Origin of the sequence: Ornithinibacillus sp. 4-3 (assembly GCF_040958695.1) — a bacterium.
Classification (GTDB): Bacteria; Bacillota; Bacilli; order Bacillales; family Amphibacillaceae; genus CALAMD01.
Window position 1 is genome coordinate 2,391,391 of record NZ_CP162599.1, and the last position, 14,914, is coordinate 2,406,304.

At 35.4% G+C, this 14,914-nt stretch carries 12 protein-coding genes, 1 riboswitch and 1 other annotated feature; of the genes, 6 read left to right on the forward strand and 6 right to left on the reverse strand.

Annotated elements, in window-relative coordinates; translation table 11 throughout:
- Nucleotides 1-64: 64 nt before the first annotated feature.
- The gene (leuS, locus tag AB4Y30_RS11745; protein ID WP_368652420.1) at nt 65-2,476 is read right to left on the reverse strand and encodes a leucine--tRNA ligase; all 2,412 of its coding nucleotides are present in this window, start codon (nt 2,474-2,476) and stop codon (nt 65-67) included.
- 168 nt (nt 2,477-2,644) lie between these two features.
- Nucleotides 2,645-2,847 (reverse strand) — a binding site (T-box leader).
- A 217-nt stretch (nt 2,848-3,064) separates the two neighbouring features.
- Between leuS and AB4Y30_RS11750 the strand changes: the two genes are divergently transcribed.
- Nucleotides 3,065-3,631: a class I SAM-dependent methyltransferase gene (locus AB4Y30_RS11750; protein ID WP_368652421.1), complete on the forward strand. Its 567-nt coding sequence runs from the start codon at nt 3,065-3,067 to the stop codon at nt 3,629-3,631.
- A 125-nt stretch (nt 3,632-3,756) separates the two neighbouring features.
- A complete protein-coding gene (locus tag AB4Y30_RS11755; protein ID WP_368652422.1) occupies nt 3,757-4,284 on the forward strand; it encodes a gamma carbonic anhydrase family protein in 528 nt (175 codons plus the stop codon).
- A 42-nt stretch (nt 4,285-4,326) separates the two neighbouring features.
- Here AB4Y30_RS11755 and metK read toward each other — a convergent pair whose 3' ends face one another.
- Complete coding sequence (gene metK / locus AB4Y30_RS11760; RefSeq protein ID WP_368652423.1) at nt 4,327-5,520, reverse strand: methionine adenosyltransferase; 1,194 nt, start codon at nt 5,518-5,520, stop codon at nt 4,327-4,329.
- Nucleotides 5,521-5,692: 172 nt separating this feature from the next.
- Nucleotides 5,693-5,801, reverse strand: a riboswitch (SAM riboswitch).
- A 474-nt stretch (nt 5,802-6,275) separates the two neighbouring features.
- Here metK and pckA point away from each other — a divergent pair.
- The 4 genes from pckA to AB4Y30_RS11780 all read left to right on the forward strand — a co-directional run bounded on the left by pckA (nt 6,276) and on the right by AB4Y30_RS11780 (nt 10,766).
- Complete coding sequence (gene pckA / locus AB4Y30_RS11765) at nt 6,276-7,853, forward strand: phosphoenolpyruvate carboxykinase (ATP) (protein WP_368652424.1); 1,578 nt, start codon at nt 6,276-6,278, stop codon at nt 7,851-7,853.
- 294 nt (nt 7,854-8,147) lie between these two features.
- Complete coding sequence (locus AB4Y30_RS11770) at nt 8,148-9,143, forward strand: ABC transporter substrate-binding protein (protein ID WP_368652425.1); 996 nt, start codon at nt 8,148-8,150, stop codon at nt 9,141-9,143.
- A 17-nt stretch (nt 9,144-9,160) separates the two neighbouring features.
- Nucleotides 9,161-9,979, forward strand: a complete 819-nt coding sequence (locus tag AB4Y30_RS11775) for an ABC transporter ATP-binding protein (protein ID WP_368652426.1) — start codon at nt 9,161-9,163, stop codon at nt 9,977-9,979.
- A complete protein-coding gene (locus tag AB4Y30_RS11780; RefSeq protein ID WP_368652427.1) occupies nt 9,957-10,766 on the forward strand; it encodes an ABC transporter permease in 810 nt (269 codons plus the stop codon). Before AB4Y30_RS11775 ends, AB4Y30_RS11780 begins: the two co-directional genes overlap by 23 nt.
- An 84-nt stretch (nt 10,767-10,850) precedes the next feature.
- On the opposite strand, the gene ytkD is transcribed toward AB4Y30_RS11780, so the two are convergent.
- From ytkD to AB4Y30_RS11800, 4 genes are all read right to left on the reverse strand, one after another.
- Entirely contained in the window at nt 10,851-11,321 is a 471-nt protein-coding gene (gene ytkD / locus AB4Y30_RS11785; RefSeq protein ID WP_368652428.1) for an RNA deprotection pyrophosphohydrolase, read from the reverse strand.
- A gap of 237 nt (nt 11,322-11,558) precedes the next feature.
- Complete coding sequence (locus AB4Y30_RS11790) at nt 11,559-11,882, reverse strand: hydrolase (protein WP_368652429.1); 324 nt, start codon at nt 11,880-11,882, stop codon at nt 11,559-11,561.
- A gap of 62 nt (nt 11,883-11,944) precedes the next feature.
- On the reverse strand, nt 11,945-13,189 hold the full coding sequence (locus tag AB4Y30_RS11795; protein ID WP_368652430.1) for a M20 family metallo-hydrolase: 1,245 nt from the start codon (nt 13,187-13,189) through the stop codon (nt 11,945-11,947).
- 296 nt (nt 13,190-13,485) lie between these two features.
- Nucleotides 13,486-14,913, reverse strand: coding sequence for a sodium:solute symporter (locus AB4Y30_RS11800; protein ID WP_368652431.1), 1,428 nt, complete (start codon nt 14,911-14,913; stop codon nt 13,486-13,488).
- Nucleotide 14,914: the final 1 nt, after the last annotated feature.

Consider the following 14,914-nt stretch of genomic DNA (forward strand, 5'->3'; position numbering starts at 1 on the left):
TAAAATAGTATAAAAAGTCTTCTAAAACTAACAAAATAGTTTTAGAAGACTTTTTCGTTTCACTTTAGTTTGCAACAATATTTACAATTTTACCTGGTACCACAATGATTTTTCGAATGGTTTTACCTTCTAACCATTCTTGTACTTTTTCATGTTCAGTAGCAAGCTTTTCTAAATCTTCTTTTGCAATATCTTTAGCTACATTAATCTTCGCACGCACTTTCCCCATCACTTGTACTACGATTTCTACTTCGTCATCGACAAGAAACTTCTCCTCATACGTAGGCCAATCTGCATATCTTAAGGAATTCTCATTGCCTAATCGACTCCAAAGCTCTTCACTTAAATGTGGAGCAAAAGGAGATAATAGTTTTATAAATCCTTCTGTATATTCCTTAGATACCTTCTCTACTTTATAAGCTTCATTAACAAATACCATCATTTGTGAAATAGCAGTATTGAAATGTAAATTCTCGACATCATTCGTTACCTTCTTCACCGTTTCATGATATACACGATCTAATTCTGGTGTTGATTCATTAGTGATTTTTTCAGAAATAACTCCATCCTCATCCATAATGAAACGAGATACACGATCTAAAAATCTTCTTGCTCCACCAAGTCCTGTTGTGGACCAAGCAGCATCCACATCAAGTGGTCCCATAAACATTTCATATAGACGTAATGTGTCTGCACCGTGTGAAACGATAATATCATCAGGGTTTACAACATTTCCTTTGGATTTACTCATTTTCTCATTATTTTCACCAAGAATCATACCCTGGTTATATAGCTTCATAAATGGTTCTTTTGTTGGTACTACTCCAACGTCATATAAGAATTTATGCCAGAAGCGTGCATATAATAAATGTAAAACAGCATGCTCCGCACCACCAATGTAAATATCAACTGGCAACCATTTTTTTAGTAACTCTGGATCTGCTAATTGTTGATCATTGTGTGGGTCGATGAAACGTAAATAATACCAGCAGCTTCCTGCCCATTGTGGCATTGTATTTGTTTCACGGCGCCCTTTCATACCTGTTTTTGGATCAACTACATTAACCCATTCGCTATTAGCTAATGGTGACTCTCCTGTTCCAGAAGGCTTGATCTCATCCATTTCAGGTAATACTAATGGAAGTTCTTCTTCAGGAACTGCGGTCATTGTGCCATCCTCCCAATGGATAATTGGAATAGGCTCTCCCCAATAACGTTGTCTAGAGAACAACCAATCACGCAGGCGATAAGTAATTTGTTTCTTCCCTATATTTTCTTCTTCAAGCCATGTAATCATTTTTGAAATAGCTTCATCTTTATCTAAACCATCCAAAAATTGAGAATTAACATGCTTTCCGTCACCTGCATAAGCTTCTTCTTCAATATTTCCGCCTTCAACAACTTCTACAATAGGAAGTTCAAACTTTCTTGCAAATGCGTAATCACGTTCATCATGTGCAGGTACAGCCATGATAGCTCCTGTACCATAAGACATTAAAACATAATCAGCAATCCAAATTGGAACCTTTTCCTTATTTACAGGATTAATAGCATATGCACCTGTAAATACACCTGTTTTATCTTTTGTTACATCTGTACGCTCAATATCTGACTTTTTATGAACCTCATCAATATACGCTTCCACAGCATCCGCTTGTTCAGGGGTAACAATTTCTTTTACAAATGGATGCTCAGGTGCCAATACTGTGTATGTTGCACCAAATAATGTATCTGGACGTGTTGTAAAAACATCAAATGATTTATCATGACCATCAATTGTAAATGTTACTTCCGCTCCCTCTGAGCGTCCAATCCAATTACGTTGCATTTCTTTAATACTTTCAGGCCAATCTAATTCTTCTAGATCCTCTAATAAACGATCAGCATACTTTGTAATCGCTAATACCCATTGTCTCATAGGCTTTTTGATTACTGGATGACCGCCACGTTCGCTTTTTCCGTCTATTACTTCTTCATTTGCCAATACAGTGCCAAGTGCTGGACACCAATTTACATCAACTTCATCCATATATGCTAGACCTTTTTCATATAGCTTCGTAAAAATCCACTGAGTCCATTTATAATAAGCAGGATTTGTCGTGTCAACTTCTCGATCCCAATCATATGAAAAGCCTAGTTCTTGAATTTGTCTGCGATATGTATCGATATTTTTTTGTGTAAATTCTGCCGGACTATTTCCTGTATCTAATGCATATTGTTCAGCAGGAAGTCCAAAAGCATCCCAGCCCATTGGATGTAATACTTCCTTACCTTGCATTCGCTTCATACGAGAATATACATCTGTTGCTGTATATCCAACTGGGTGCCCAACATGTAGCCCTGACCCCGATGGATATGGAAACATATCTAATACATATACCTTTTCTTTATCAGAGCGGGTATCTGTCTTAAATGTTTTATTTTCTAACCAATAGTTTTGCCATTTCTTTTCAATTGCTATGTGATCAAAACTCATTTCTCTGTCTCCTCCGTTCATTATGAACAAATGTTTCTATTTTTTAAAATAATCATTATTACATCAAGTAAAACTTAAAGGTAAACTGGATGACTTAACAGCATTTAATCACCATTTGTCACATTCTTCACTTTTTGAATAGCTAAAAAAAGCTACTCATCCCTATAAACAAGGGACGAGAAGCTTGATTCCCGCGGTACCACCCAAATTAACGTATTATTACGTTCACTCTAATCTTTAACGCAGATATACGGCGAAATTTTTCGCAACAAAAAAGGTGAGTTCATAACATCACTAGCAACAGTTTGCACCACCCACTGTCTCGCTTAAGCTAGTAAAATGAAATTACTATTCCTTTTTTATATGTTTTTTCACATTACATTATGGTTATTGACTTTTATATAAGATATTATACATTAAATAAAATTACTATAACGAATTGTATTGAACATATAATGAAAAGTCAAGATAATTCATCCTGCAGCACCACTGTTGTGAGGGGATTAGCTTTCAATTTATTTCCCTTCCTAAAATGTCCATGTTAAACTATGGACATTCATAGTTTGCAAGAAAGAAGGAGTAACCAAAATGCTCACAGGAATAATTAAGTATTCACATCATCTATTAGAAAAATCCATTACCGAAGGAGAGTGTGTAATTGATGCAACCTGCGGAAATGGTAATGATACACTCTTTTTAAGTAAGCTTGTTGGAGATTCTGGACGTGTATATGCTTTTGATATTCAAGAACAAGCGATTAATAATAGTAAAAATTTATTAAATGAAAATGGAAAAACAAATGTTACATTTATTCAAGATAGCCATGCGAACCTAAACAAGTATATTGCTGAACATGGCGAAAAAGAAATTGGTGCAGCCATTTTTAATTTAGGTTATTTACCAAGAAGCGATAAAGAAATTATTACAAAAGGAGATTCCTCCATCAAAGCAATTAATTCTATCCTTTCATTGCTAAAAAAAGATGGACTTATTGTTCTTGTTGTTTACCATGGTCATGAAGGTGGGGCAGAAGAAAAAGAAATGATTTTAAAACATGTCATTCAACTGGATCAAAAGGATTATTCTGTTCTACAGTATGGCTTTATTAATCAAAAAAATAAACCACCATTTATTTTAGCTATCCAAAAACGATAGAAACTATATTTCAAAAAGCTATCTCGTTAATTTGCTGCCTATTCCTATAGACCATTAGAGATCCTAGTAAAAACCTTTTAGAAGTAGCTGGAGTCTTATAACTAGCTGTACAAGGAGGCATAATAATGATACATCATTATCAACATAAAGAACCAATAATAGATAAAACTGCTTTTATTGCTCACGATGTGACAATTATTGGCGACGTTAAAATTGGAGAATACTCAAGTGTTTGGTTTAATACAGTTATTCGCGGAGATGTTGAACCTACTATTATTGGTAATCGTGTTAACATCCAAGATTTATCTATGATCCATCAAAGTCCAGGTCATCCTGTCATCATCAAGGATGATGTATCAATTGGTCATCAAGTGACTGTTCATGGAGCGACAATTCATAAGAACGCATTAATTGGTATGGGAACAATTTTACTTGATGGAGCAGAAATCGGTGAAAATGCTTTTATTGGGGCCGGAAGTCTAGTACCTCCTGGAAAGAAAATCCCACCCAACACATTAGCATTAGGACGCCCTGCAAAAGTAGTTAGAGAATTAACAGAAGCTGATTTAGCAGAAATGGCAAGAATTCGTTCTTCTTATGTTGAAAAAGCACAATATTATAAAGACCATACTAATCTTGGTAAGAAAGCATAAAAAAGAAGCGAGGAATTATAAATATAATTCCTCGCTACTCTTTTATTTTACAAACGCTTGTAATTGTTCTACTTTATCTGTTTTCTCCCAAGGAAATAACACATCATTTCTTCCAAAATGTCCATAAGCTGCTGTCTTTCTAAAGATTGGCTCACGTAAGTTCAACATATTGATAATTCCGGATGGACGTAAATCAAAATTTGCGCGCACTGCTTCTACTAATTTCGTTTCACTCACAACACCTGTTCCAAATGTTTGAATAGATATGGATACTGGTTCAGCAACTCCAATCGCATAAGCAAGTTGTACCTCACATACATCTGCTAGTTTGGCAGCAACAATATTTTTAGCAACATAACGTGCAGCATATGCAGCAGATCGATCTACTTTTGTAGAGTCTTTACCACTAAACGCTCCACCACCATGTCTTGCATATCCTCCGTATGTATCTACAATAATCTTTCTACCTGTTAAACCGACATCCCCTTGAGGGCCACCGATAACAAATCTTCCTGTAGGATTAATTAAATACTTTGTTTTCTGATCTAATAAATGACCTGGCACGATTGGGTTAATTACATACTCTATCATATCTTTTCTAATTTGTTCTGTTGTAATATCTTCATGATGTTGTGTAGAAATCACAATCGTATCTACACGAATAGGTTGATTATTATCATCATATTCAATTGTTACTTGCGTTTTCCCATCTGGACGCAAATAATCCAATGTTTCATCTTTACGGACATCTGCTAAACGTTTGGCTAATTGGTGAGAAAGAGAAATAGGAAGTGGCATTAATTCTTCTGTCTCATTACATGCAAAACCGAACATAAGCCCCTGATCACCTGCTCCAAGTTCTTCTTGTTCGCTCTCTGCTTCGTCTCCTCGAACTTCTAATGCTGTGTTTACTCCAGTTGCAATATCTGGTGATTGTTCATCAATTGCAGTTAATACTGCGCAAGTGTCTGAATCAAATCCATATTTTGCGCGTGTGTATCCAATCTCTTTTATTGTTCTTCTAACAATTGCTGGGATATCCACATAAATTTTTGTTGATATTTCTCCTGCAACTAATACGAGGCCTGTCGTTACTGTTGTTTCACATGCAACTCTAGCATATGGATCATGCTTTAAAATTTCATCTAAAATCGCATCTGAAATTTGGTCACTCATCTTATCAGGATGTCCTTCTGTAACAGACTCTGAAGTGAATAACCGACGATTTTCTAACATAATGAAGAAATCCTCCTTCTCTTTCTAAGCATCTTCTAGTCATTTGTTAGCATTCTTCTCTATTATTAACTAATTCCAAAAAGCTTTCATCATTTAACGAAATATATTATTTTAAAATACATCAAATAAAAAAAGCCCTTCCTACAAAACAGAGGAAAGGATTAGCCTTTCGCTCTTATTGTTCAAGGAGTATTCCTTGCAACAGGTTAGCACCTTTTCACTATCGTGTGATGGTTGCTGGGTTTCATCGGGTCTGTCCCTCCACCGTCTCAAAATAAGAGAGTATATGCTAAAAAATATCGTAACGAATTCACTTATAGATGTCAATATCTTTGTTCAGAAATTGAATAGACTAGTGAACCACCTATCCTCTATATAATTAAATAGGAAAGAACTTCAGTCGTGCTATATATATGTGTATAGATTATCTTTTTTATAAAAGTTAGGTTTTTTAAATAATTATTATCAAACTAAATTTCTAATTAGACCGAAGCTCCAAACTGTCGAATTTTCGCAGGTACTTTATAGTAAGGAAAATAGATTCTGTATTTCACTTTTCGAAAAGTTAAAAACATGTTATCGTATTAATGGTAATACATATATGTTACAGTTTTTTGATTTTACTTAAAAAACACGTGAATTAGTATAGACTATCTAGGTAGATTTGCTATACTAATAAACATCTAATTAGCGTTTTTAAAAGAACAAGTATTGAAACATTTTATACAAAATGAATAAAAAGGAAGGTATTGTTCATGAATTCATCTTTATTACAAGAGCTTATCTCACATAAGCAACTACAGAAAAATTTATCTGTAGCACAATTAACCGAAAAGTTGGTAGCACGCAAAGAAGGTGAATTATCTTCTACTGGCGCAATTTGTGCAACAACAGGTAAATACACTGGACGTTCTCCTAACGACAAGTTCGTTGTACGTGATGAAACTACTGAAAATCTTGTTGATTGGGGTAATGTAAATCAACCGACTGATGAAGCAACATTTGATAAATTACTTAATAAAGTAGTCGCATACTTAAAAGAAAAAGACGAGATTTTCCTATTCCAAGGTTTTGCTGGTGCAGATGAAGCGTACCGTTTGCCAATCCAAGTGTTTAATGAATATGCGTGGCATAATCTATTTGCTAAACAAATGTTTATTCGTCCAACAGAAGAAGAACTAGCTACATTAGAAGCGGAATTTACTATTGTTTCTGCTCCTACATTCAAAGCTGATCCAGCTGTAGATGGTACAAACTCTGAAGCTTTTATTTTAGTAAGCTTTAGCAAGCGTATTATTTTAATTGGTGGAACAGAATATGCTGGAGAAATGAAAAAGTCTATTTTCTCTGTAATGAACTATCTTCTACCACAACAAGATATTCTATCTATGCACTGCTCTGCTAACGTTGGTGAAGAAGGCGATGTTGCATTATTCTTTGGTCTATCTGGAACAGGGAAAACTACACTTTCAGCAGATCCAAACCGTAAATTAATTGGTGATGATGAGCATGCTTGGAGTCCTACAGGTGTATTTAACATTGAAGGCGGATGCTATGCGAAAACAATTAATTTAACAAGAGAAAATGAACCACAAATTTATGATGCCATTCGTTTTGGCTCTGTACTAGAAAACGTCGTTTTAGATAAAGATACTCGTGTAGCTGATTATGATGATGTCTCTTTAACAGAGAATACAAGAGCTGCATATCCATTAGAATATATTGATAATGCACTTTCACCAAGTGTTGCTGGACATCCAAAAGCGATTATCTTCTTAACAGCTGATGCTTCTGGTACCTTACCTCCAATTAGTAAGCTATCAAAGGATCAAGCAATGTATCATTTCTTAAGTGGATTTACAAGTAAGTTAGCTGGTACAGAACGTGGAGTTACTGAACCACAAGCAACTTTCTCTACTTGCTTTGGAGCTCCTTTCTTACCATTAGCACCTTCTGTTTATGCAGAAATGTTAGGTAAGAAAATTGATGAGCATAATGTTAGTGTATTCTTAGTAAATACTGGTTGGACTGGCGGTCCATATGGTGTTGGTAGCCGTATGAAACTTGCATATACACGTGGAATGATTCAAGCCGCTTTAACTGGTGAATTAGACAATGTTGCGACAGTTAAAGATGAGATTTTCGGATTAGAAATTCCTCAAGAAATTGCTGGAGTTCCTAGCGATGTATTAGTACCGAAAAACACATGGTCAGATCAAGATGCTTATGATAAAGAAGCAAAAGCATTAGCAGCGAAATTCCATGAAAACTTCGAGAAATTTACTGGAGTAAGTGAAAATATCAAACAAGCAGGACCTACTTTTACAGCGTAAAACAAAGTCGATCTCATTATGAGGTCGACTTTTTTATTCCCCTTTCCCCCAGCATAGATAATCTGATTAGCTTCGATTTATTGCGTTCGTCACTCGAATCATATTTTAACCTTATATTTTTACTACATAAGCGTGAAACACAGATCCTATTGTAAATCCCATTCTGCTTCTAAACACCTCTTTAGTTTTTCATCCTTTCTACCTGTTACAAAAGCCCAGAAAAGTAATCACATAATTTTTCAATGATGCATAGGCTATTTTGACATTACACTAATTTTGAAAGGGTAGAGTTGAATGAATAAAATTAAATATTTTGCCTTGTTTTCATGTATATTACTCGTGTTTCTGTCAGCGTGTAGTGATACAAATGAAAAAACATCCATCCAGTTAGGAGAAGTTACACGTTCTCTTTTCTATGCACCACAATACATTGCACTTGAAAAAGGTTTCTTTGAAGAAGAAGGTCTTGAAGTTGACTTACAGACTGTCTGGGGTGGAGACAAAACCATGACCGCATTATTATCAGATAGTATTGATATTGCGCTCGTTGGCTCCGAAACATCTATTTATGTTTATGCACAAGATTCCAAAGATCATGCTGTGAATTTTGCTCAACTCACCCAGACCGATGGAACGTTTTTAGTTGCCAAGGAACCTAAACCTAACTTTAGCTGGGAAGACCTAAAAGACAGCAAATTTCTTGGGCAACGTAAAGGTGGAATGCCACAAATGGTTGGAGAATTTGTTCTTAGAAAAAACGGTATTGATCCACATGCGGATTTAGAGTTATCTCAGAACATAGACTTTGCAAATATTCCAAGCGCCTTTGTCTCAGGTGATTATGAATATGTGCAGCTATTTGAACCTACAGCAAGCGTTATGGAAAAAGAAGGAGCTGGTTACACCATTGCTTCTTTTGGAGAAGAATCTGGGCGCTTACCTTATACCGTATTTATGGCCAAACAAAGCTTCTTAGAAAAGGATAGGGATGTTGCTTTGAGTTTTACACGTGCCATTTATAAAGCTCAACAATGGGTACAAGAAAACGATGCTGAAGAAATCGCTACATTACTTCAACCTTATTTTGAAGATACAGATTTAGAAATGCTCACATCATCAATGGAACGTTACAAAAATCAAGATTCATTTGCTACTGATCCTATTTTAGATGAAGAAGAATGGAACAATCTAAAGGACGTTATGGATCAGGCTGGTGAACTTCCAGACGAAGATGTTCCATATGATGATTTGGTCAATACAGAAATTGCAGAAGAAGTAATTAGTGAGTAACAGAGGGGTGAAAACGTTTGTCGTTTCTAACATTAGAAAAAATTTCCCATCATTACTTTTCAGATAAAAACTACACAAAAGCGCTAGATCATATATCATGCTCTATAAAAGAAGGAGAGTTCGTTTCCATACTTGGACCAAGTGGATGTGGGAAATCTACAGTCTTATCTATTATTGCAGGAATTATTCAACCGACAAAAGGTAAAGTCTTACTCAAAAACGAACCAATCAGCGAAACAAAATTAGCTATTGGTTATATGTTGCAGCAAGATTATTTATTTCCTTGGAAAACCATTATTGAGAACGTTATACTAGGGCCAAAAATAGCCAAAACACTCTCAAAGCAAACAGAAGAACAAGGGTTAAAATTATTAGAAGAAGTAGGACTTACAGATGTTGCAGAGGCCTATCCTGATTCTCTCTCAGGAGGCATGCGACAACGTGCTTCATTAGTTCGAACCTTAATCACGAACCCAGAAATATTGCTTTTAGATGAACCGTTCTCTGCTCTTGACTATTTAACAAAATTAAAGCTTGAAAATTTAGTTTCTAAACTATTAAAAACATATAATAAAACAGCGGTTCTCGTCACACATGACATTGGTGAGGCGATTTCAATGAGCGATCGAATCATTTTAATGGATTCAGGTCCAGGGACAATTGCTAATGTTTTTGAAGTACCAATCGAATTACGTGAGGAAACTCCCTTTTTGGTCAGAAGACATCCAAAATACCAAGGACTATTTGATAAAATCTGGACAGAGCTTAACAAAAACGAAGAAATGTCTTCTACGAAGGTGAGGCAAGAGCAGCATGTCACAGAAAACGGATCATGAGTTTTTTAGAGCTTATCAAAAAGAAATAAAACGGGAGAAAAAACTTGTGTTCACCTGGCAAGTTGTTATCCTCATCAGTTTTTTCTTATTATGGGAGATCGCTAGCCGATTGACGTGGGTTGATCCTTTAATCTTTAGTTCACCCTACAAAGTCTTTCAATTACTACAAGAAAAATTTCTAGATGGCTCCATCTTACCTCATATTCAAATTACACTTTTAGAAACCGTTGCAGGTTTTATTATCGGAACACTAGTAGGAATCATTTTTGCATCTTTATTATGGTCTTCTAATCGCTTATCCAAAATATCAGACCCTTATCTCGTTGTATTAAATGCCATGCCTAAAGTTGCCATTGGTCCAATCTTAATCGTAGCTTTAGGTCCTGGATATGTATCCATTATCGCAATGGGTGCAATTATTTCTGTAATCATTACAACGCTTGTTGTCTATTCTGGTTTTAGAGAAGTTGATCCAAACTATATCAAAGTACTCAGAAGCTTTGGGGCATCCAGATGGCAATGTTTCAAGGAAGCTATATTTCCTGCTACATTACCTGTTATGATTTCCACATTAAAAGTGAATGTAGGTCTTTCTTGGGTTGGGGTAATTGTAGGAGAATTTCTTGTTTCTAAAAATGGCCTAGGATATCTCATTATCTACGGATTTCAAGTATTTGACTTTACACTTGTGATGTCAAGTCTTATTCTAATTGCCATTGTAGCTGCTATCATGTATAAGCTTGTTGAAAAAATAGAAGGTTGGCTTATTAAACACACTTCGTCCTAAGCCAAAGATGTTCTTATCAAAAATCCTTATATTTAAGCATTCCAATCATGGAAAAATATAATCGCCTATTCCGAAAATAGGCGATTATTCGTACCGTTTAAGAATATAATCTAAGCTTTTTGTTAAAACATCATCTTTCATAATAAAACTATATTTTTTATTTTTGCGGACATTTTCAGGAATAGAATTTAATAAAACCGGACCATTTGTTTCAAAATATCCATCTTGCACTTTTAATTCATTCACTTTTGCAAAATACACATTTTTAATGACATGATCGTTTTTTCCAGCAACATAATACTGAGCAATGTAAGTTATTTTTTCTACTACTCCACCAGTCTCTTCCATTACTTCACGAATAGCCGCTTCTTCGGCAGATTCGCCAGCTTCTACCTTACCTCCTGGAAACTCTACTCCTCTTTCCTTATGCTCTGTTAATAACCATTGATTTTGATATCGACAAATTACCCATACATGCTTTGGTTCTTTAGAAAATGGTTGATCATCAAAAGACAGCGTTACTTCATTTTGATAATAATCAGTAAATATATGCATATTATTTCAACTACCTTTTTCAATGACTTGTCTTTATGCTTTAGAACACTTTTGTTTGGTCCTTCTACCGTAAACTATCGTCCTTTAATACACCATATCATATTATTTAGCACTTGACTAAACATCTGAAGTCATTGATTATCTTACTACAAAAAAATAAAATATCATTGATATAAATTACTCCGAAAATATACTTCACTTAGCTGATAAGTATATTTTCGGAGCTTATGTTTTTCATTATTCGAGGCGTGCATCTCCTAATACGCCTAAGGAACGTATTTCTTCCTTCGTTGTTTCATCACCTAATTGATATATCATTTGATAAGCTTCCGTAAAACTTTCATCATGAAGGTCATTAGCACTATCTTCATGATAAGGTTTAAATGGAATATGTGCTCGAATGTAAGTTTGCATATCTGCTCCATTCATTTTATCCAGCTTTGCACGAAGTAATGAAATATCACCTTCTGTAGCATAAATCACAAAAGCATGGTCTTCTCCATATTTGGAAGCACTGATTTCATACTTTGTCATATTCACGTAGTATTTTTGTCTATCCATACACATACCTCCTTAGCGATAGTTTTACACGCTTTTCGAAAATACATGTATGATTTCAATTTTTATTTTATTTGCTCATTATCTAATTTAAGTACCGTGTGCAAAAGTACATTTGCCGCATTTTCAATATCACTATCTAAGGATAATTCATGCTCCACATGACTGATTCCACCGATACTTGGCAAAAAGATCATTCCTGTTGGACATATATCACTCATATACTTAGCATCATGACCCGCACCACTATATAGTTCCCTAGTGGATAAATCCAATTCCTCTGCTACTTCTTTTATTTTTTTAATAATTTTCGAATGAAAATGAGTAGTGCTGACCTGCCATAAATCAGTGATACTCAATTGAAATTGCTCCTGCTCACACATATCTTGTAGATCTTGCTTCGTTTCCTTGATGAATTGTTCACGAATTTCATCCTTTACATGACGAATATCTAAAGAGAACACTACTTCCTCCGGGATACAATTTACAACACCTGGAGATAAATGCATTCTTCCTATCGTTACACTTAAATTCTCATCCCATTGTTTAGCTTTTTCCTCTAAATAGACAATCATATTTGCTACCTTCATCAATGCATCTTTACGTAAATTCATTGGTGTCGGCCCAGCATGTCCACCTGATCCAGTGACCTTTAGCTCCATCCATGTCATTCCTTTTACTCCTTGAACAACTCCAATTTCTTTCTTTTCATTTTCTAAAATAGGTCCCTGTTCAATATGCAATTCAATAAAAGCATGAATATTTGATAATGGAGATTGTTTTTCGCCCTTATAGCCAATATGCTCTAATTCACTGTCAAAAGTTTTGCCATCTATATCTGTTCTACTATAAACATAATCTAAAGAGAATATCCCTGTAGCTCCTCCTGAACCTAATAATGCAGGTTCAAAACGTGCTCCTTCTTCATTCGTAAAATTAACTACTTCAATAGGGCGGTTTGTCTCGATTTGCTGATCATTTAATGTACGAATAACCTCTAATGCAGAAAGCACTCCTAAAACTCCATCAAATCTTCCTCCATTTGGTTGTGTATCTAAATGGGAACCGATCATAATTGGAGTTAGATTAGCTTTCCCTGCTCTTCTTCCAAACATATTACCAAATTCATCAATTCGAATTTCTAAACCAGCTTCTTTCATCCAATTTAAAAATATATCTCGCATCTTTTTATCCTCTTCAGATAAGGCTAATCGACGTAAGCCATCTCCTGGGATAGTACCGATACTAGAGCTTTTTTCTAGTGTTGCTTTCAAGCGATTAAAATCAATATTAATTTTTGTATTCTTCAATGCTACCACCACTTCATTATTATTTTATCGATTAATGCGTGTTCAAAAAAGTCAATACAAATGACCGAGAAATTCAAGGCAGCGCAGCTTAGAGTAGCGGAATGTATGGTTTTAATACATGAGCAGACGCTCTTGCACGCAGAAAAAGTGCTTTTCTTTTTCAAGGAACGGAAAAGCAAGCTAACGACTTTCACAGGATGTGATGACTTCGACGTTCGACACAGGACGTGTCGGAACTTAGTCGAAGTTCCACTACTTACCGTGTCATTTTTGTTGGACTTTTTGAACATCCTCTATTATAACGGATTTTCTAGTTCATCTGGTTTTGATAATAAGGAGATGACAATAAGTGTAATAATTGAGATTGGTAGTCCCAAAAATACTGGATGTATGCCAAATGGATGCCCTAAAATTTGCCAACTTGTAGCTACAACAAGACCAATCCACATTGATGTTACTCCTGCCACCTTTGTTGTTCGTTTCCAGAACATACCAAATGCCACTGGCGCCAAAAGTCCGGAAACCAACATGGCTGTGCCAGTAACCCAAAGATTAACAAGTTGTGGGATATATAGTGCAAGTAACAATGCAAAAATTGAAACAAGAGCGACAGAATAGCGACTGTATTGAAGCAATTTTGCATCTGTTGGATTTTTCATTCTTGGTTTAATAATATCATTAATAATAGATGAAGCCCCTGCCATAAAGAAGGAGTCAGCTGTAGATATAACTGTTGCCAGTAAAACAATGACCATCACGACAACAAAAGGAAAGCTGAAAATAGCTTCAATCACTTCATAATAAATTAATGCTGGATTGGCACTTTCCAGCTGTAATCCATATCGACCAAAGATTCCAATCGTCATAACAAATACACCAGTTAGACCGGCAACAATAATTGAAATCCAATACCCTCGCATGGCTGTCTTATGATCCTTTGCTGCCCAGAAGCGTTGCCATAAATCTTGTCTTACAAATTGGTATGCTCCTATCGTAAGCAAGTAAATAAACACTTCTGTAGGAGTAATACCAAATATACTTAAATGATCTCCTTGGTTTAAAGCAATGGCATTTTCAGACATAGCTGACCAGCCACCTGATACGAAGATAACTATGACAAATAGAAGAACAATTCCTAATGTTTGAATCGTACCGTGAATAGCATCTTGCCAAATAACAGATTTTAATCCTCCAAAATAGGTTTTTAAAGTTAACAAAACCCAGCTTATAATAATCCCAAGTGTCATACTCGTCCCAATCGTTAAATTTAAAATCGTAGCAATCGCCACAAATTGCATCCCAGTAATTGCACAATAGGCAACTAAAATACTAATAACAGTTGGCACACGCGCTGGCTCTCCAAATCGCATTGCTGTGAAATCACCAATCGTGACCATATTATATTTTTCTCCAAGCTCACGGATTTTCTTTAAAAACACAAATGCCATGATCGCACCTGCGATAAATCCACCAATATTAAGCCACTGTTGCCCCATACCTAAGGTGAATGCATTTTCCATATATCCAAGTAAACTAGCTCCTCCAATTGCTGTACCAACAAATGTTAAAATAATGGGATAAATGGATACTGATCTCCCAGCCACATTATAATCATCATATGATTTAATTTGTCTTTTATTAATATAAAGAGAGAAAGCAAATAACAATGCAAAATAGACAATAACAATAACTCCTAAAATCATTCGTTCCTGTCCGCTAAACATA